The organism is Streptomyces sp. NPDC014894 (assembly GCF_043080985.1).
In the GTDB taxonomy this organism is placed as follows: Bacteria; Actinomycetota; Actinomycetes; order Streptomycetales; family Streptomycetaceae; genus Streptomyces.
In genome coordinates, this window is sequence record NZ_JBIBWD010000007.1 from 214,244 (window position 1) to 233,807 (window position 19,564).

14 protein-coding genes are annotated in these 19,564 nt (G+C 72.3%); 9 read left to right on the forward strand and 5 right to left on the reverse strand.

Annotated elements, in window-relative coordinates:
- Positions 1 to 80: 80 nt before the first annotated feature.
- The gene (locus ACF089_RS18765; protein WP_392027699.1) at positions 81 to 905 is read right to left on the reverse strand and encodes a maleylpyruvate isomerase family mycothiol-dependent enzyme; all 825 of its coding nucleotides are present in this window, start codon (positions 903 to 905) and stop codon (positions 81 to 83) included.
- A 489-nt stretch (positions 906 to 1,394) separates the two neighbouring features.
- On the opposite strand from ACF089_RS18765, the gene ACF089_RS18770 reads away from it, so the two are divergent.
- Both ACF089_RS18770 and ACF089_RS18775 read left to right on the forward strand, forming a co-directional pair.
- On the forward strand, positions 1,395 to 3,791 hold the full coding sequence (locus ACF089_RS18770) for an ATP-binding cassette domain-containing protein (protein WP_392027702.1): 2,397 nt from the start codon (positions 1,395 to 1,397) through the stop codon (positions 3,789 to 3,791).
- A gap of 111 nt (positions 3,792 to 3,902) precedes the next feature.
- Complete coding sequence (locus ACF089_RS18775) at positions 3,903 to 5,723, forward strand: NHL domain-containing thioredoxin family protein (RefSeq protein ID WP_392027705.1); 1,821 nt, start codon at positions 3,903 to 3,905, stop codon at positions 5,721 to 5,723.
- 201 nt (positions 5,724 to 5,924) lie between these two features.
- Here ACF089_RS18775 and ACF089_RS18780 read toward each other — a convergent pair whose 3' ends face one another.
- The 3 genes from ACF089_RS18780 to ACF089_RS18790 all read right to left on the reverse strand — a co-directional run bounded on the left by ACF089_RS18780 (position 5,925) and on the right by ACF089_RS18790 (position 9,741).
- Positions 5,925 to 6,293 (reverse strand): hypothetical protein, encoded by a 369-nt coding sequence (locus ACF089_RS18780; RefSeq protein WP_392027708.1) that lies wholly within the window; start codon positions 6,291 to 6,293, stop codon positions 5,925 to 5,927.
- A 106-nt stretch (positions 6,294 to 6,399) separates the two neighbouring features.
- Positions 6,400 to 7,698, reverse strand: coding sequence for a M18 family aminopeptidase (locus ACF089_RS18785; protein ID WP_392027710.1), 1,299 nt, complete (start codon positions 7,696 to 7,698; stop codon positions 6,400 to 6,402).
- 216 nt (positions 7,699 to 7,914) lie between these two features.
- The gene (locus tag ACF089_RS18790; protein WP_392028165.1) at positions 7,915 to 9,741 is read right to left on the reverse strand and encodes an acyl-CoA dehydrogenase; all 1,827 of its coding nucleotides are present in this window, start codon (positions 9,739 to 9,741) and stop codon (positions 7,915 to 7,917) included.
- A gap of 130 nt (positions 9,742 to 9,871) precedes the next feature.
- Between ACF089_RS18790 and ACF089_RS18795 the strand changes: the two genes are divergently transcribed.
- The 3 genes from ACF089_RS18795 to ACF089_RS18805 all read left to right on the forward strand — a co-directional run bounded on the left by ACF089_RS18795 (position 9,872) and on the right by ACF089_RS18805 (position 12,777).
- Complete coding sequence (locus ACF089_RS18795; protein ID WP_392027713.1) at positions 9,872 to 10,330, forward strand: SseB family protein; 459 nt, start codon at positions 9,872 to 9,874, stop codon at positions 10,328 to 10,330.
- Positions 10,331 to 10,561: 231 nt separating this feature from the next.
- Positions 10,562 to 11,518 (forward strand): pirin family protein, encoded by a 957-nt coding sequence (locus tag ACF089_RS18800; RefSeq protein ID WP_392027715.1) that lies wholly within the window; start codon positions 10,562 to 10,564, stop codon positions 11,516 to 11,518.
- Positions 11,519 to 11,697: 179 nt separating this feature from the next.
- The gene (locus ACF089_RS18805) at positions 11,698 to 12,777 is read left to right on the forward strand and encodes an AI-2E family transporter (RefSeq protein ID WP_392028167.1); all 1,080 of its coding nucleotides are present in this window, start codon (positions 11,698 to 11,700) and stop codon (positions 12,775 to 12,777) included.
- A 270-nt stretch (positions 12,778 to 13,047) separates the two neighbouring features.
- Here ACF089_RS18805 and ACF089_RS18810 read toward each other — a convergent pair whose 3' ends face one another.
- Entirely contained in the window at positions 13,048 to 15,189 is a 2,142-nt protein-coding gene (locus tag ACF089_RS18810; RefSeq protein ID WP_392027718.1) for a SpoIIE family protein phosphatase, read from the reverse strand.
- Between the two features lie 157 nt (positions 15,190 to 15,346).
- On the opposite strand from ACF089_RS18810, the gene aspS reads away from it, so the two are divergent.
- From aspS to ACF089_RS18830, 4 genes are all read left to right on the forward strand, one after another.
- Entirely contained in the window at positions 15,347 to 17,119 is a 1,773-nt protein-coding gene (gene aspS / locus ACF089_RS18815) for an aspartate--tRNA ligase (protein ID WP_392027721.1), read from the forward strand.
- A gap of 220 nt (positions 17,120 to 17,339) precedes the next feature.
- A complete protein-coding gene (locus ACF089_RS18820; protein WP_392027724.1) occupies positions 17,340 to 17,867 on the forward strand; it encodes a SigE family RNA polymerase sigma factor in 528 nt (175 codons plus the stop codon).
- On the forward strand, positions 17,851 to 18,660 hold the full coding sequence (locus ACF089_RS18825; protein ID WP_392027726.1) for a hypothetical protein: 810 nt from the start codon (positions 17,851 to 17,853) through the stop codon (positions 18,658 to 18,660). Before ACF089_RS18820 ends, ACF089_RS18825 begins: the two co-directional genes overlap by 17 nt.
- A gap of 122 nt (positions 18,661 to 18,782) precedes the next feature.
- On the forward strand, positions 18,783 to 19,505 hold the full coding sequence (locus ACF089_RS18830) for a L,D-transpeptidase family protein (protein ID WP_392027729.1): 723 nt from the start codon (positions 18,783 to 18,785) through the stop codon (positions 19,503 to 19,505).
- Positions 19,506 to 19,564: the final 59 nt, after the last annotated feature.

Here is a 19,564-nt window from a genome sequence, read left to right on the forward strand (position 1 = left end):
GCGCTCGGGAACGTACCCGCGCGCGGCGCCGGGCGACCGCACGGCCCGGCTCTCCTTCGCCCCGGCCGGGGCCGCCGGGCTCAGGGAGTCACGTCGAACGCGCGCAGGATCGCCGCGGCCAGCTCCTGATCCCCGTCGATCTTCACCCGGTCCGCCACCGCGGCCGGCCGCACCCGCCCGCAGGCGAGCCGGTAGTACGTCTCCCAGTCCAGCGCGAGCGTGACGATCGGCCCCAGCGAGGGCGAGCCGTCGACCGACCCGCGCCCGTCGGCGTTCACCCGTACCGTACGGAGGAACTCCACCGGCCCGCTGACGTCGATCACCACCGCCGAGTTCGGCGGCGCGCCCGCGTCCTTGGCGACCACCTTCGGCAGCGCCTCCAGCAGCACGTCCCGGGTGATGTGGGCCCCGGGCGAGTCCAGATTGCCCGGCTGGTTGAGCGCGTACCGCAGATCCTGCTCATGGACCCAGGTGTCGAACGCCCGTATCCGCATGGCGACTTCCAGGGTCTGCTCGGCGCCCAGCGGGGCGCGGACCATGGTGTCGGGCGCGCGGGTCTCGTTGCGCAGCTGACGGGCCCGCCGGATCATCGTGTACTCCAGCTCGGAGGTCATCTCCGGAGCGGTGTGATGGCGGCGGACGTCGACCTGCATCTCCATGTACCGGGCGAAGTCGTTCTTCACATGGTAAAGATCGCGCGGCAGGGTGTGGATGGGCCGGGGGTCGCCCAGCATCTCGGTCTCCATGCCGATGACGTGCGAGACCACGTCCCGTACCGACCAGGCGGGGCATGGAGTCGCCCGATTCCACTCCCCCTCCACGAGAGGCTGCACCAGTTCGGCTATCGCCTCGATGGCGTGGGTCCAGGCATCGGCGTAGTTCTGGAGGCTGGGATGGACGGTCACGGGACCCCTCGGCGGTTCTGCGGGACGCGGGCTGGCGAATGGCGGGCGACGGCTCGGCTGCGTGGGAGGTTCGGCAGTTAAGTTACGCTGCCGGGCGGCGCCCCGGCAGTGCTTTCGTATGACGATCGTAGGCCCGGACCCCGTCCTCACCTACAGGGCCGCCGCCCCCGGACGCCCGCGCCCGCCGCAGACCGCGACAGACCCGAACAAACCTTCCGCGGTCCGCGCCTCCCGGGCCCGGAGGACCCGCCCGGCCGGGGGCTCCCGGCGGCATGGTGGGTTTCGGCGCGCCGGTTCGTACCATGGGCGGGGCGGCCGCCGCGCGGTCGGCGGGGACGCCGCCCGGCGCGCCCCGGCCCACGCTGTGCGGTCGCCCGCCCGTCGCCGATGATCCACCGCGAGGTGCTGTCTCCCCCGCGCCGGCGCCCGCCCCCACGGACCGCCCCCACGGTCCCCGAGACCTTCCGCACGGATGGAGACACGACCAGCATGGACACCAGAGACGCCGCCGCCCGGTCCGCCGCGCCGCACGCCGCCGACGTCCACGACCTGATCAGCGTGCACGGCGCGCGGGTCAACAATCTCAAGGACGTCAGCGTCGAGATCCCCAAGCGCCGGCTGACGGTGTTCACCGGAGTCTCCGGCTCGGGCAAGAGCTCACTGGTGTTCGGCACGATCGCCGCGGAGTCGCAGCGGCTGATCAACGAGACCTACAGCGCCTTCGTCCAGGGCTTCATGCCCGCCCTCGCCCGCCCCGAGGTCGATGTGCTCGACGGGCTGACGACCGCGATCATCGTCGACCAGCAGCGGATGGGCGCGGACCCGCGCTCCACCGTCGGCACCGCCACCGACGCCAACGCCATGCTGCGCATCCTCTTCAGCCGGCTCGGCGACCCGCACATCGGCCCGCCGAGCGCCTACTCCTTCAACACCGCGTCGGTCAGGGCGAGCGGCGCGATCACCGTCGAGCGCGGGGCCAAGAAGACGGTCAAGGCCACCTTCAACCGCACCGGCGGCATGTGCACCCGCTGCGAGGGCCGGGGCAAGGTCTCCGACATCGATCTCGCCCAGCTCTACGACGACTCCAAGTCGATCGCCGAGGGCGCGTTCACCATCCCCGGCTGGAAGTCGGACAACGTCTGGACCGTCGGCGTCTACGCCGAGTCGGGCTTCCTCGACCCGGACAAGCCGATCCGCGACTACACCGAGCAGGAGATGCGGGACTTCCTGCACCGCGAGCCGACCAAGGTGAAGGTCAACGGCGTCAACCTCACCTACGAAGGGCTGATCCCCAAGATCCAGAAGTCGTTCCTGTCCAAGGACAAGGAGGCGATGCAGCCGCACATCCGGGCGTTCGTGGAGCGGGCGGTCACCTTCACCGCCTGCCCCGAGTGCGACGGCACCCGGCTCAGCGAGGGCGCCCGGTCCTCCAGGATCGCGGGGACCAGCATCGCCGACGCGTGCGCGATGCAGATCAGCGATCTCGCCGACTGGGTCCGCGGCCTCGACGAGCCGTCGGTGGCCCCGCTGCTCTCCGCCCTCCGGCAGACGCTCGACTCGTTCGTGGAGATCGGGCTCGGCTATCTCTCGCTCGACCGGCCCGCGGGCACCCTCTCCGGGGGCGAGGCGCAGCGCGTCAAGATGATCCGCCACCTCGGCTCCTCGCTCACCGACACCACCTATGTCTTCGACGAGCCCACCACGGGTCTGCACCCCCATGACATCCAGCGGATGAACGCCCTGCTGCTGCGGCTGCGCGACAAGGGCAACACGGTGCTGGTCGTGGAGCACAAGCCCGAGGTGATCGCGATCGCCGACCATGTCGTGGACCTCGGCCCCGGCGCGGGCACGGGCGGCGGCACGGTCTGCTTCGAGGGGACCGTCGAGGGGCTGCGGGCCGCCGGCACCCTCACCGGCCGCCACTTCGACGACCGGGCCTCCCTGAAGAAGACGGTCCGCGAGCCCACCGGCGCGCTGGAGATCCGCGGCGCGTCCGCGAACAATCTGCGCGACGTCGACGTCGACGTGCCGCTCGGGGTGCTCACCGTCGTCACCGGCGTCGCCGGCTCCGGCAAGAGCTCGCTCATCCACGGGTCGGTCCCGGCGGGCGCGGGCGTGGTGTCGATCGACCAGAGCCCGATCCGCGGCTCGCGGCGGAGCAACCCGGCGACGTACACCGGGCTGCTCGACCCGATCCGCAAGGCGTTCGCCAAGGCCACCGGGGCGAAGCCCGCGCTGTTCAGCGCCAACTCCGAGGGCGCCTGCCCCGCCTGCAACGGCGCCGGCGTCATCTACACCGACCTGGCGATGATGGCCGGGGTCGCCACCGTCTGCGAGGACTGCGAGGGGAAGCGGTTCCAGGCGTCGGTGCTCGACCATCGCCTCGGCGGGCGCGACATCAGCGAGGTGCTCGCGATGTCGGTGACCGAGGCCGAGGAGTTCTTCGGGACCGGCGAGGCCCGCACTCCGGCCGCCCACCGCATCCTCCAGCGCCTCGCCGACGTCGGCCTCGGCTATCTCAGCCTCGGCCAGCCGCTCACCACGCTCTCCGGCGGCGAGCGCCAGCGGCTCAAGCTGGCCACGCACATGGCCGAGAAGGGCGGCGAGAGCCCGGTCTACGTCCTCGACGAGCCGACCACCGGTCTGCACCTCGCCGATGTCGAGCAGCTGCTCGGCCTGCTGGACCGGCTCGTCGACTCCGGCAAGTCCGTGATCGTCATCGAGCACCACCAGGCGGTCATGGCGCACGCCGACTGGATCATCGACCTCGGCCCCGGCGCGGGCCACGACGGCGGCCGCGTCGTCTTCGAGGGCACCCCCGCCGCCCTCGCCGCCGCCCGCTCCACCCTCACCGGCGAACACCTCGCCTCCTACACGGGCGCCTGACCGCGCCCGTCCCGCCGCGCACGGGCACGGGCGCGGGGAGCGGCGTCGTGCCGTCCGTCCGTTTCGTACGGCCGTGACGGGACGTTCACGCGGGGATGGCACCCTGGAAGCATGAACGATGCCGCCCCGGCGCCCCTCCCCGCGCCCGTGCCCCGCCGTGCCCGTGTCCGTGCTCCCGAGCTGATCGGCAAGGGCGGGTGGATCAACACCGGAGGCAGGGATCTGAAGCTCGCGGACCTCCGGGGCCGCACGGTGATCCTGGATTTCTGGACCTTCTGCTGCATCAACTGTCTGCATGTCCTGGACGAGCTGCGCGAGCTGGAGGAGAAGCACCGCGACACCGTGGTGATCATCGGGGTCCACTCGCCGAAGTTCGTGCACGAGGCCGATCACACGGCGGTGCTCGACGCCGTCGAGCGGTACGGGGTGCACCACCCGGTGCTGGACGATCCGGAGCTGGCGACGTGGAAGCAGTACGCGGTACGGGCGTGGCCGACGCTGGTCGTCATCGATCCCGAGGGGTATGTGGTCGCCCAGCACGCGGGCGAGGGGCACGCCCACGCGATCGCCGCGCTCGTGGCGGAGCTGGAGGTCGAGCACGAGCTGAAGGGGACGCTGCGGCGCGGGGACGGGCCGTATGTGCCGCCGGAGCCGGTCGCGGGGGATCTGCGCTTCCCGGGGAAGGCGCTCGTACTGCCGTCGGGGAATCTGCTGGTCTCGGACACCACCCGCCATCAGCTGGTCGAGCTGGAGCCGGACGGCGAGACGGTGGTGCGGCGGATCGGCGGCGACGGGGAGTTCCTGGAGCCGCAGGGGCTGGCGGCGCTGCCCGACGGGCGGGTGGCCGTGGCCGACACGGTCCATCACATGATCCGGGCGTACGACCCGGCGACCGGCGGCGTCGAGGTGCTGGCGGGGACCGGCGGCCAGTGGTGGCAGGGCGCGCCGGACTCCGGGCCCGCCCTGGAGACGGCGCTGTCGTCGCCGTGGGACGTGGCCTGGTGGGACGGGAGGCTGTGGATCGCCATGGCCGGCGTCCATCAGCTGTGGAGCTACGACCCGGAGACCGGCACGGTCCGGGCCGAGGCGGGCACCACCAACGAGGGGCTGGTCGACGGGCCCGCCGCCGAGGCCTGGTTCGCGCAGCCCTCCGGGCTCGCGGCCGACGGCGAGCGGCTGTGGATCGCCGACTCGGAGAATTCGGCGCTGCGCTGGATCGGTCCGGACGGGGTGGTGCGCACGGCGGTGGGCACCGGTCTCTTCGACTTCGGGCACCGGGACGGCGAGGCGGGGCAGGCGCTGCTCCAGCATCCGCTGGGGGTGACGGTGCTGCCGGACGGCTCGGTGGCGGTCAGCGACACGTACAACCACGCGCTGCGGCGGTACGACCCGGCGAGCGGCGAGGTGACGACCCTCGCCACGGATCTGCGGGAGCCCTCGGGCGCGGTGCTGGTCGGCGAGGACATCGTGGTCGTGGAGTCGGCGCGGCACCGGCTGACCCGGCTGCGGCTGCCGGAGGAGGCGGTACGGGTCGAGGCGGTCGCCCACCGCACCCGGCGCGACGCGACCGACGTCGCCCCCGGGCGGCTGCGGCTGGACGTGGTCTTCCAGGCCCCGGCGGGCCAGAAGCTGGACACCCGTTACGGGCCGTCGACCCGGCTGCTGGTCTCCGCGACGCCGCCCGGGCTGCTGGCCGGGGGCGAGGGCGCGGGCAGCGATCTCTTCCGGGAGCTGGAGATCGATCCGGCGGTCGGCGAGGGCGTGCTGCACGTCTCGGCGATGGCCGCCTCCTGCGACGACGATCCGGAGAACCCGTATCCGGCCTGTCATGTGCACCAGCAGGACTGGGGAGTTCCGGTCCGGGTCGTCGCGGAGAGCGGGGTCTCACGGCTTCCGCTGGTGCTCGCGGGGATGGACGAGGGGCCTTCCTGACGGGCGGGGGCCTGCCGGTACGAGGCTTTCGGTACGAGGCTTTCCGGTACGGGGCCTTCCGGTACGGGACTCGCCGGCCTCGGGGCGTCCCCGGAGCCGGGCCTTCCGGTGCCGGGGACGCCCCGTACCGGCACCGGCCGCCCCCGTGCCCTCCGCCGCCCGCGCCGGCCTTCCGGCGCCGGACCTCGCGCCGGACCCGCGCTAGCCGAAGATGCCCTGGCCGACCGGCGGGCGGCCCCACGCCCCGTCCAGACAGCCCTTGACCCAGAGCCCCGGGTCGTACGACATCTTCAGATCGTTCTCGCTGTTCCGCCCCAGCCGCTCACAGCCGCCGGAGCGCAGCCCGGCGGCGAGCAGGCCGTCGCGGTCGTGCTTGAGCACCCGGGAGGCGTGCAGGAAGCCCGCCTCGTACGCGACGTCCTCGGCGAACGGCGGCCGGTCGGTGTGCTTGCCGACCAGCAGCCAGCCGCCGCCGAAGAGCACGGCGGCCGCGACGGTGAGCGCGATGAGGAGGGCGCGGCGGGACGGGCCGCGGTGGCGGACGAGCGACTGCTGATCGAGCAGAACCATGCCGTCAGCCTGCCGGAGACCGCCTTTCGCGGATGTTTCGCGCGCGACGGCTTCCGGGCGCCCGTTCCCGGGCGCCGCTCCCGGCGAAAGCCCCGGGCCCCTCGGCTCAGCCCTCCAGGAACGCCGTCAGCACATTGGCCAGCAGATACGGGTCGTCCGCGCCGCACAGCTCGCGCGCGCTGTGCATCGACAGACAGGCCACGCCGATGTCCACGGTCCGGATCCCGTGCCGCGCCGCCGTGATGGGCCCGATGGTGGTGCCGCACGGCATCGCGTTGTTCGAGACGAAGGACTGCCAGGGCGAACCGGCCCGCTCGCAGGCCGCCGCGAAGACGGCCCGGCCGCTGCCGTCGGTGGCGTACCGCTGGTTCACATTGACCTTGAGGATCGGGCCGCCGTTGGGACGCGGGTGGTGCGTCGGGTCGTGGCGCTCCGGGTAGTTGGGGTGCACCGCGTGGCCGACGTCGGAGGAGAGGCAGACCGTCGCGGCGAAGGCGCGCGCCCGGTCCTCGTAGCCGCCGCCCCGGGCGAACACCGAACGCTCCAGGACCGTGCCGAGCAGGGGGCCGTCGGCGCCGGAGTCGGCCTGGGAGCCGTTCTCCTCGTGGTCGAAGGCGGCCAGTACGGGGATGTACGAGAGGTCCGGCGAGGCCGCGGCGGCGGCGAGGGCGGCCGTGGCGGCGTGCACGGAGAGCAGATTGTCCAGCCGGGGCCCGGCCAGCAGCTCGTTGTCCCGGCCGAGATAGGCGGGCGGCTCGATGGAGTGGGTCATCAGGTCCCAGCCGGCGACCTCGCCCTCGTCGATGCCCGCCTCCTCCTCCAGGAACTGGACGAGATCGCCCTCGTGGGCGTCGCCGAGTCCCCAGATGGGCTGCATATGGCGCTGCTTGTCGAGCTTGAGCCCGTCGGAGGTGACCGTGCGGTCCAGATGGATCGCCAGCTGCGGGACGCGCAGCAGCGGCCGGTCGACGCTGACGAGCCGGTGGGAGCCGTCGCGCAGGGTGAGCCGTCCGGAGATGCCGAGGTCCCGGTCGAGCCAGCTGTTGAGGAGCGGTCCGCCGTAGACCTCGACGGCGATCTGCCGCCAGCCGTGCGATCCGGCGTCGGGCTGGGGCTTGACCCGCAGATTGGGGGAGTCGGTATGCGCCCCGACGATCCGGAACGGGGTGTGCGCGTCGGCCCCTTCGGGGACGTACCAGGCGATGAGCGCGCCGCCGCGGATCACATACTTGCCGCCGGCGGACCCGTCCCAGACGTCCGTCTCGCCCACCTGCCGGAATCCGGCCTTCCCCAGCCGCGCGGCGGCGACGGCCACCGCGTGGTACGGCGAGGGGGCGTCGGCCAGGAAGGCCATGAGGTCGTCGGTGTGTCCGCGGTCGAACCGGCCGGATGCGCTGGTGCTCATGGGGCCACCTTAACGAGGGGCGCGCGGTGGGGGCGCATGGAATGGGCTCGCGCTCCCGGCCCTCGGGCGCCGGGTGATCAGGCCGCCCGTGCCGAACGGCGGCGGCGCCGGCCGCGCGCGCGGCGGGGGCGCCGTGTTGACGGTCGCGCGAACGGCCCGCTCCCCGGAGGGGGAGCGGGCCGTCCGCGACAGGGGCGATCGGGCGCGGGCCGGGCCCTAGAACGCCGCCTCGTCCAGGTCCATCAGCGAGAGGTCCACGGTCTCGGCGAGCGAGCGCTCGACCGAGACGCGCGGCAGCACGGTCGCGGCGAAGAACTTCGCCGCGGCGATCTTGCCCTGGTAGAACGGCACGTCCTTGGCGGAGGCGGTCGGCAGCTTCTCGGCCGCCACCGCCGCGCCGCGCAGCAGCAGATAGCCGACGACCACGTCGCCGGAGGCCATCAGCAGCCGGGTGGTGTTCAGCCCGACCTTGTAGATGTTCCGGACGTCCTCGCCGGTGGCGATGAGGTCGTTCGTCATGGAGCCGACGATCGCCTCCAGGTCCACCGCCGCCCCGGCGAGCGCGGACCGGGCGCCGGACAGCTCCTCGCCGCCGGTGTTGACGGCCAGGAACTTCTTGATCTCCTCGGAGAGGGTGTTCAGCGCCTGGCCCTGGTCGCGGACGATCTTCCGGAAGAAGTAGTCCTGGCCCTGGATGGCGGTGGTGCCCTCGTAGAGGGTGTCGATCTTGGCGTCCCGGATGTACTGCTCCAGCGGGTACTCCTGGAGATAGCCCGAGCCGCCGAAGATCTGGAGGGCCTGGGCGAGCTGCTCGTACGAGGTCTCCGAGCCGTAGCCCTTGACGATCGGCAGCAGCAGGTCGTTGAGCGCGGTGAGCCCGGCGGCGTCCTCGCCCGCGCTCTCCTTGGCGGCGATCTCGTCCTGGACGGAGGCGGTGTACAGCACGAGGGCGCGCATGCCCTCGGCGTACGACTTCTGCGTCATGAGCGAGCGGCGGACGTCCGGGTGGTGGGTGATGGTGACCTTGGGCGCGGTCTTGTCCGCGAAGTTCACCAGGTCCGGGCCCTGGACGCGCTCCTTGGCGTACTCCAGCGCGTTGAGGTAGCCGGTGGAGAGGGTGGCGATGGCCTTGGTGCCGACCATCATCCGCGCGAACTCGATGATCATGAACATCTGGCGGATGCCGTCGTGCTTGTCGCCGATCAGCCAGCCCTTGGCGGGGTGGCGGTCGCCGAAGGTCATCTCGCAGGTGTTGGAGGCCTTGAGGCCCATCTTGTGCTCGACGTTGGTGGCGTACACCCCATTGCGCTCGCCCAGCTCGCCCGTCTCCCAGTCGAAGAGGAACTTCGGTACGAGGAAGAGGGAGAGGCCCTTGGTGCCCGGGCCGGCGCCCTCGGGGCGGGCGAGGACGTAATGGAAGATGTTCTCCGACATGTCGTGCTCGCCGGAGGTGATGAAGCGCTTCACGCCCTCGATGTGCCAGGAGCCGTCCTCCTGCGGGAGGGCCCTGCTCCGGCCCGCGCCCACGTCCGAGCCCGCGTCGGGCTCGGTGAGGACCATGGTGGAGCCCCACTGCCTCTCGACGGCGATCGCGGCGATCTTCTTCTGGGCCTCATTGCCCTCCTCGAAGAGGAGTCCGGCGAAGGCGGGCCCCGAGGAGTACATCCACAGGGCCGGGTTGGCGCCGAGCAGCAGCTCCGCGTAGGCCCAGATCAGGGAGCGGGGCGCGGTGGTCCCGCCGATCTCCTCGGGCAGGCCGAGCCGCCAGTACTCGGACTCCATGAAGGCTTCGTAGCTCTTCTTGAAGGATTCCGGTATCGGGGCGGTGTTGGTCTTCGGGTCGAAGACGGGCGGATTGCGGTCGGCGTCCTCGAAGGACGCGGCCAGCTCGTTCTCCGCGAGGCGGGCCAGCTCTTCCAGGATGCTCTTGGCGGTGTCGACGTCCATCTCCGCGAACGGGCCGGTGCCGTACAGCTTGTCGCGTCCGAGGACCTCGAAGAGGTTGAACTCGATGTCGCGGAGATTCGACTTGTAGTGCCCCATGGCGACGGCTCCGTAGGTTCGGGAGTCTGTTGGCTTACCCATCTACCAGCTAGTAGCTACGATGATGCTACCCACCAGTAATAAGGCGCAACCCCCAATCGGCCAAGTGTGACTCGTTACCCTTGCGCTCATGTACGGCTATGACCAGAGTCAGGGCGCTCACCAGCAGTACGCCCCCCAGCAGCCCTACGGGGGGCAGTCGCAGGGGCAGCCGCTCTATCCGGAGCCGTCGCCCCCGTCGCTGGCCGACGCGGTGCGCGCCTTCACCACCGGATCGCTCGCCGCCGAGGACTTCCAGCAGATTTTCGCCACGTCGAAGGTCTACTGCCCGCGCGGCGACAACCCCGGGTTCCTGGCGCTGCACAACACCCAGCAGCCGGTGATCCCGATGTTCACCTCCCTCAAGGAGCTGCGCAGATACGCGGGCAAGGAGTCCAAGTACTTCGTGATCACGGGGGCGGAGGTGATCGATCTGCTGCCGACCGGGTACGGCTTCGTCCTCGACATGGAGGGGGAGCACCGGATGGTCTTCGACGCCAAGGCGGTGGAGCAGATGGTCGACTTCGCGATGCGGCGGATGTACGGATGACGGCGGCGGCGCGCGGCTGAGCCGAGGCGGGCGGCGGATCCGGTCCGGTACGGATTCGGTCCGGGCCGCGGGCGGTACGGATACGGTCCTGCGGCGGGTGCGGGCACGGTCCGCGCGGCCGGAATCGAGGCTTCGAGGCGCTCGGGGGGAATACCTCCCGGGCGCCTCTCGTTGTGGGTAGCGGAAAGTTCAGAATTCAACTAAACTTGTCCGCACAAGGAGGTACTCCCCATGCCCGCTGTGACTGTCGAGAATCCGCTCACCCTGCCGCGCGTCTCCGCGCCCGTGGAGGCCGCACACCGTCCCGTGCTCGCCGTGACCACCGCGCCCACCGGCTTCGAGGGCGAGGGCTTCCCGGTGCGGCGCGCATTCGCCGGGATCAACTACAAGTACCTCGACCCGTTCATCATGATGGACCAGATGGGAGAGGTGGAGTACGCCCCCGGGGAGCCGAAGGGCACCCCCTGGCACCCCCACCGGGGCTTCGAGACCGTCACGTACCTGATCGACGGAACCTTCGTCCACCAGGACAGCAACGGCGGCGGCGGCACCATCCAGAACGGCGACACCCAGTGGATGACCGCCGGCTCCGGACTGCTCCACATCGAGGCTCCCCCGGAGGAGCTGGTGACGTCCGGCGGACTCTTCCACGGGCTCCAGCTGTGGGTGAATCTGCCCGCCGCCGACAAGATGATGGACCCGCGCTACCAGGACATCCGGGGCGGCCAGGTCCAGCTGCTCACCTCCCCCGACGGAGGCGCGCTGCTGAGGGTCATCGCCGGTGAGCTGGACGGCCACGAGGGCCCCGGCATCACCCACACCCCCATCACCATGATCCACGCCACCCTGCGGCCCGGCGCGCAGATCACCCTCCCCTGGCGGGAGGAGTTCAACGGTCTCGCCTATGTCCTCGCGGGCAGCGGCGCGGTCGGCGCCGAGCGCCGGCCCGTCCGCAAGGGCCAGACCGCGGTCTTCGGCGACGGCGGCTCGCTGACCGTCCGCGCCGACGAGAAGCAGGACTCCCACACCCCCGACCTGGAGATCGTCCTCCTCGGCGGGCGTCCCATCCGGGAGCCGATGGCCCACTACGGCCCCTTCGTGATGAACACCCAGGCCGAGCTGAAGAAGGCGTTCGACGACTTCCAGGCCGGCCGGCTCGGAACGGTTCCCGCGGTCCACGGCATGTGAGACCGGGCCCCGTCCCCGGCCGAAGGGCCCGACCGCAGTCCGCTGCCGTCGGGCCCTTCGCCGTACGCCCCGGCGGTACGTCCCCGCCGTACGCTCCCGGGGCTGCGCCCGCGCCCGGTCACCCGCCCGGCCGCGCACGGCGGGCCGCCCCGGCGGGGGCGTGATCGGCTGAGGGGGTGCTGACCCTTCTCCCCGAGCCCGTACGGCGTGTGGCGGCCTGGTGCGTCGTCGTCCTGCTGGTCGCCGGGGTCGGCGCGGCGGCGATCTGGCTGCTCGGCGTCTTCCGGATCGCCGTCACCCCGGTGCTGCTCGCGCTCCTCGGCACGGCGCTCCTCGGCCCGCTGCACCGCCGGCTCGTCGCCATGGGGGTGCAGCGGTCGCTCGCGGCCGGTCTGACCTGCGTCGCCGTCCTCGCGGTCGTCGGCGGGGCGCTGTACATCATCGTCAGCGCCCTGATCGACACCGGCGACCAGATCACCGCCTCGCTCCGCGAGGCCGCCCAGGGCCTCACCGAGCACTTCGGCGCGGCCGGGACCTCGCTCGACGATCTCGCCTCCAACGCCCGGGAGCTGCTGGAGAAGTTCGGCGGCACCGCCGCCTCCGGGGTGATCAGCGGGCTGAGCGTGGTCGGGCAGGCGATCGCCACCGCCGTGCTCGCCCTGCTGCTGATCTTCTTCTTCCTCCGGGACTCCGACCGCGCGTCCGACCTGGCCCACGTCATCGCGCCGGGGCCCGGCGGGGAGGTCGTCGAGGCGATGGGGCGGCGGGCCTTCGAGGCCGTCGAGGGCTTTATGCGCGGCACCACCTTCATCGCGCTGATCGACGCCGTCTGCATCACCGTCGGCCTGCTGATCCTGCGGGTGCCCGGCGCGGTCGGACTGGGCGCGCTGGTCTTCGTCGGCGCGTACATCCCGTACCTCGGGGCCTTTCTCTCCGGCGCGGTGGCGGTCCTGGTGGCGTTCGCGGACCGGGGGTGGGTGATCGCGCTCTGGGCGCTGGGCGTGGTGCTGGCGGTGCAGGTGCTGGAGGGGCATGTGCTCCAGCCGGTGATCCAGAGCAGGACGGTGCAGATGCATCCGGCGGTGGTGATGCTGGCGATCACGGCCGGGGCGGGAGTGGCGGGGATTCTGGGGATGCTGCTGGCGGTGCCGGTGGTGGCGGCGGCGTTCGGGGTGATCGGCGAGCTGAGGGCGCGGTACGGGAGCGCGGGCGCGGGGCCGGACGGCGCCAAGGGCGCGTCGGGCGCGGCCGGTCCCTGAGCGCGGGAGCCCGGGAGCCCGGGGCCCTGAGCAGTGGCCGGGGCCTCCCGCTTCGTGATCGTGTCAGCCGTCTGCGACAGCACGGTCCTGGAACGAAGACGCCGGGATCCCCGCGGCTCGCGGCCCCCTCCTCGTGGTCGAACCGGCGCCGATACGCCGAGGCCGCTTCGGCCTCGCTCACCGGCTCACCGCCGCACCGCCGGTCCGGCGAGGGCGAGGGCGAGGGCGAGGGCGAGAGCAGGCGCTACGGCGGGAGAGACCGAGCGCCGTTCAGCCGTCGAGGCCGGAGTCGGAGTCGGGGCCGGAGTCGAGGGAGTCGAGGGAGTCGTCGATGGGCTTGCCGGGCTCGTGGAGGGTGAACCAGATGGACTTGCCCTCGCCGCGGGGATCGACGCCCCACGCGTCGGCGAGCATCTCCATGAGCATCAGGCCGCGTCCGGAGGAGGCCATCTCGCCCGGGCGGCGCTTGTGGGGGAGGTCGTCGCTGGAGTCGGCGACCTCGACGCGCAGCCGGCGCGGTCCCTTGCCGCCGGGACAGGTCACCTCGGCGGCGAGGAGGGCGTGGCCGTCGGTGTGGACCAGGACATTGGTCACCATCTCGGAGACCATGAGCACGGCCGAGTCGACCTGCTCGGCGTCGGCCCAGTCGTGCAGCAGCTCCCGCACCTGCCGGCGGGCGGCCGAGATCCGCTCCGGCTCGGCCTGGGCCACCGTCATCGCCGTACGCCTCGGGGCCTCCCGCGCGGCGGCGCCGTCCCGGGCGAGCAGCACCAGGGCCACATCGTCCTCGCGCCGGTCGGCCAGCGGGCCGGTGGTGTAGTGGGACACCGGACCGTGCACGGCCTGGACGAGGGAGTCCGCCAGCTCCTCCAGCGAGCCCTGGTCGGTGTGGTCCTCCAGGACCTCGCGCAGCCGCGCCCACCCGGTGTCCAGATCGTGCCCGCCGGTCTCCAGCAGCCCGTCGGTGCAGAGCATCATCGTCTCGCCGGGCTCCAGGGTGAGCCGGGTCGTCGGATAGTCCGAGTCGGGGTCGATGCCCAGCGGCAGCCCGCCCTCGGTGGGCCGCATCAGGACCGTGCCGTCGGCCGTCCGCACCGCGGGCTCCGGATGACCGGCCCGGGCCAGCTCGATCCCGCCGCCGACCGGGTCGACCTCCAGATAGAGACAGGTCGCGAACCGCGGGCTGGAGTAGTCGGCCTTCTCGTACGTGTCGGTGATCCCGTGCAGGAAGCGCGAGGCCCGGGAGAGCACCGCGTCGGGCCGGTGCCCCTCCGACGCGTACGCCCGCAGTGCGATCCGCAGCTGGCCCATCAGCCCGGCGGCCCGCACATCGTGGCCCTGGACGTCGCCGATGACCAGGGCGATCCGTCCGGTCGGCAGCGGGATCATGTCGTACCAGTCGCCGCCGACCTGGAGGCCGCCGCCGGTGGGCACATACCGCGCCGCCACCGTCATCCCCGGGATCGCGGGCCCCAGCACCGGCATCATCGACCGCTGGAGCCCGAGCGACAGCTCGCGCTCCGACTCGGCGACCCCGGCCCGGGTGAGCGCCTGCGCCAGCATCCGGGCGACCGTCGTCAGCACCGAGCGCTCGTCGGGGGTGAAGGCCACCGGATGCCGGAAAGCCGCCATCCACGCGCCCATCGTGCGCCCGGCGACGATCAGCGGCAGATAGGCCCAGGACTGCCGTCCCAGCGGCTGGGCCAGCGGCCAGCTGGTCGGATAGCGCCGGCAGTACTCCTCCGGGCTCGGCAGATACACCGCCCGCCCGCCGCGCACCACCTCCGCCGCCGGATGGTCGGTGTCCAGCCGCATATCGCTGAAGGGATCGTCGCCCGCGCTCTGGTGTCCGTGGTGGCCGATGATCGTCAGCCGTTCGCCCGCCGCGCCGAAGACCGCGAGCCCGTCCGGCGAGAATCCGGGCATGGAGAGCGACGCGGCCACCCGCAGCACCTCGGCGGTGGACCGCGCCTCGGCCAGCGCCCGCCCCGCGTCCAGCAGAAACGCCTCGCGCGAGCGCCGCCAGTCACCGGTGATCGGGGTGCGCGCCGCCGTCCCCTCGGTCGGCTCGGCGACCTGCTGGAGCATCCCGTCCAGCAGATACGCCCCGTTGAAGAGGACCGGCTTGGACCGGCTCCGCACCGTACGGAGGACCCGGCCCTCGTCGTCCACGACCCGCAGCCGGCCCTCGGCGAGCGTGCCCTCGGCGATCGCCAGCGAGACCACCCCGTTGATCTCGTTCCAGTCGACGGGGTGGAAGCGGGCGCGGACGACGGACTCGGGGAAGGTGCGGGTGGTGGGAGGCAGTTCGAGCAGTCGGGCGGCCTCGGAGTCGAGGGTGACGGTGCCCGCCGCGTTGTCCCATCGCCACAGGCCGGTGGCGATGGCGGCCAGGACTTCCTCGGTGCGCATTGCCTCACTTTATTCCGATCCGTGGCACCCGAATGCCGCGAGACCACTACCGGGGGACAAACGGTGGCGTGTCTATGCCAATGAGGTTTAGGAGGTCCGGGCGGTAACCTTGACGGGCCCGCCCCATCCCAAAATCACCAAGACTGGATGAACGACGATGCATCGGTACAGGTCACACACGTGCGGCGAGCTCCGCGCCTCTGACGTCTCCACCGACGTCCGGCTGAGCGGCTGGCTGCACAATCGCCGAGACCTGGGCGGCATCCTCTTCATCGATCTGCGCGACCACTACGGCATCACCCAGCTGGTCGCCCGGCCCGGCACCGCCGCCAACGAGGCGCTGAGCCACCTGACCAAGGAGACCGTCGTCCGGATCGACGGCTCGGTCGTCAGCCGGGGCGCGGACAACGTCAACCCCGAGCTGCCCACCGGTGAGATCGAGATCGAGGTCTCCGACGTCGAGGTGCTGGGCGCGGCCGCCCAGATCCCGTTCACCATCAACACGGATGACGGGGTCAACGAGGAGCGACGGCTGGAGTACCGCTTCCTCGACCTGCGCCGTGAGCGCATGCACCGCAACATCATGCTGCGCACCGCCGTGATCTCCGCGATCCGGCACAAGATGACCGCCCTCGGCTTCAACGAGATGGCGACCCCGATCCTGGCCGCGACCTCCCCCGAGGGCGCCCGGGACTTCGTGGTCCCCTCCCGGCTGAACCCGGGCAAGTTCTACGCGCTGCCGCAGGCCCCGCAGCAGTTCAAGCAGCTGCTGATGATCTCCGGCTTCGACCGCTACTTCCAGATCGCGCCCTGCTTCCGCGACGAGGACGCCCGCGCCGACCGCTCGCCCGGCGAGTTCTACCAGCTCGACGTCGAGATGAGCTTCGTCGAGCAGGAGGACGTCTTCCGGCCGATCGAGAAGCTCATGACCGAGCTGTTCGAGGAGTTCGGCGGCGGCCGCCACGTCACCTCGCCGTTCCCGCGCATCCCGTTCCGCGAGTCGATGCTGAAGTACGGCAGCGACAAGCCGGATCTGCGGGCCGAGCTGGAGCTGGTCGACATCACCGACGTCTTCGAGGGCTCGGAGTTCAAGGCGTTCGCGGGCAAGCACGTGCGCGCGCTGCCGGTGCCGGACGTCGCGGGCCAGTCCCGGAAGTTCTTCGACGGCCTCGGCGACTTCGCCGTCTCGCTCGGCGCGAAGGGCCTGGCCTGGGTCCGGGTGGCCGAGGACGGTTCGCTCACCGGCCCGATCGCCAAGTTCCTCACCGAGGACGACGTCAAGGTCCTCACCGAGCGTCTGGGCCTGGCCGCCGGGCACGGCGTCTTCTTCGGCGCGGGCGAGTTCGACGAGGTCTCCAAGATCATGGGCGGGGTCCGCGTCGAGGCCGCCAAGCGCGCCGGCCACTTCGTCGACGGCGAGTTCCGCTTCTGCTGGATCGTCGACTTCCCGATGTACGAGCGGGACGAGGAGACCGGCAAGATCGACTTCTCTCACAACCCCTTCTCCATGCCGCAGGGCGGGATGCGGGACCTGGAGGAGAAGGACCCGCTGGACATCCTGGCCTGGCAGTACGACATCGTCTGCAACGGCATCGAGCTGTCCTCCGGCGCGATCCGGAACCACGAGCCCGAGATCATGCTCCGCGCCTTCGAGATCGCCGGGTACGAGCGCGAGACCGTCGAGCAGGAGTTCGCGGGCATGCTCCGCGCCTTCCGCCTCGGCGCCCCGCCGCACGGCGGCATCGCCCCGGGCGTCGACCGCATCGTGATGCTGCTCGCCGACGAGCCCAACATCCGCGAGACCATCGCCTTCCCGCTCAACGGCAACGCGCAGGACCTGATGATGGGCGCGCCGTCCGAGCTGGACGAGACCCGGCTGCGCGAGCTGAACATCCAGCTGCGGAAGCCGGTGGCCAAGCCGGCCGAATAGCCGGCCGGGACGCGCCCCGCGCCGCCTGTGCGCCGTGCGCCCCGCGCCGGGCGTCGTCCCGCGCAGCCGATCCACCGCAGCCGATCCACCGCCGAGAGGGCCCGGTACGCCATCGCGTACCGGGCCCTCTCGCGCCGGTCACCGCCCCGGGGCAACCAGAACCCGGACCCGGAGCGTTCCACTGGCGTGGACGACGGAATTCGAGGACGGGATCGGCGAGATGGGCTCCGGGGCAGACGAAGGCGACTTCGAGGCGTTCGTCGCCGCGCGCGGCCCGCGCCTGCTGAGGATGGCCTGGCTGCTCACGGGCGACGCGCACCTCGCGGAGGATCTGCTCCAGACCGTGCTGGCGAAGGTCTGGCCCAAGTGGCGCAAGATCGCCGAGGACCATCCCGAGGCGTACATCCGCAAGGCCCTGGTGCACACCCACGCCTCCTGGTGGCGCAGACGCTGGCGCGGCGAGCTGCCGCACGGCGAACTGCCGGACACGACCGCCTCCCGGGACGCGTACGCCAGTGTCGATCTGGAACAGTCGCTCGCCGCCGCCGTCAGGGCGCTCCCGGTGCGGCAGCGCGCGGTCGTGGTGCTGCGCTTTTTCGAGGATCTGAGCGTCGAGGAGACCGCGGCCACCCTCGGCTGTGCGCCGGGCACCGTGAAGAGCCAGTCGGCCAAGGCCCTGCGCACCCTGCGGGAGCTGCTCCCGGAGCACCGGAGGTATGGGAGTGATCTTCATGCGCAAGCCTGCTGACCACGGCGAGGAGGAGCTGCGCGTCCTGCTGGAGCGGGCGACGCCGAGGCTCGCCGCGCCGGAGGGACGGCTGCGGGAGGTACGGCTGCGGGTCCTGCGCCGCCGACGGCGCAGGACCGGGGCGGCCGTGCTCACCGTGAGCGCGCTGGCGGTCGCCGGGACGACGGTGCTGCCCGCCGCGCTGCGGAACGAGAGCCCGGGGCCGGTCCCGCCCGCCGCGTCGGCCCCCGTGCGCGAGTCGGGGCCCCCCGCCCACGCCACGCCCTCCCCCGCGCCCCTGGACGGGAACGTCAGCTCCGTGGGCTTCCCGGGGCTGGGGGGCGTGGAGATCGCCCTGCCCCGCTCCTGGGGTGTGGTGGCCGTGCCGGCCGACGCCGCCCTGAAGTCGCCCGCGCTCGGATTCGCGGGCACCCAGAAGTTCACCGGCTTCGTCCGTCCCTGCGGATCCGCCAAGCCCATCGACTGCGCCCCGGTGAAGAAGCTGGGGCCGGGCGATGTGCTGATCAGACTGAGCGCCGGACAGAAGACGACGGACGCCGCCGTCCGCGGCCCGAACCCGGTCTCCGCCGTGAACGGCTTCTGCGAGCTGGTCGGCGGCTCCGTCTCGCGCCAGGTCAAGGCCCCGGACCCGCGGACCGCCTTCACCGTCTGCGTCGCCGGTGGCGTCTCCGAGAAGACCCTCAAGACGGCACAGCAGATCCTCGACAGCGCCGGGTTCTCCGACCTGCCCGCGCCCGCCGCCCCCCTGCCGGCCGAACTGGCCGAGCAGCAGCGCCCCCGCGCCTCGCGGTGAAAGGCCCCTCGATGACCCGTATCGGCGTCCTTGTCCGTACCCGTCTCCGTATCTGTGCCCGCGTCGGCACCCGCGTCCCGGTCCGTGCCTCCGCGCGCGCCGGCCGGGCCCCGGCCCTTCCCGTGGCCGCGCTCGCTCTCGGCGCGCTCCTCACCGGCTGCGCCGCGGACGCCGGGCCCGCCGCCGACGCCAAGGCCCCGGCGACCGCGACCCCCGCCGGGGCGCGGTCGCAGGAGGCCCGGCCCGAGACGCCGCGCGAGATCCCCGGCCTCGGACCGAAGACCCGGGCGAAGATCGACTCCCGTACCCGCCAGGTCTTCGTGGTGACCGGCGGCGGGGCCGACGCCAACCGCGGCACGGCGGCGCTCTACGAACGCGGCGCGGACGGCGGCTGGCGGCGCGCCGTCGGCCCCTGGCCCGCCCGCAACGGTCTGAAGGGCTGGACCGACGATCACCGACTGGGCGATCTGCGCACCCCGAGCGGGGTGTACGGACTCACCGACGCGGGCGGCCGGCTGGCCGACCCGGGCACCGAGCTGCCGTACGACCGGGGTCCGGCGTTCACCGCCCAGGGGCGCAACTTCGACGGGGAGTCCCTGGAGGGCGCGTTCGACCACGTGGTCGCGGTCAACTACAACCGCGAGCCCGGCCGGACCCCGCTGGACTGGACGCGCCCGCTCGGCGAGGCGAAGGGCGGCGGCATTTGGATCCACGTGGACCACGGCGGCGCGACACAGGGCTGCGTGGGGCTGGCCAGACCCCGGGTCGCCGAACTGCTGAAGCGCCTGGACCCGCGGGCGCGCCCGGTGGTGGCGATGGGGCCCGAGGCGACGCTGGCCCGCTGAGCGGCCCGTTCGGCACGCGCCCGGGCCGCCGGCCCGCACCCGCGTCGGCCCGTACGGTA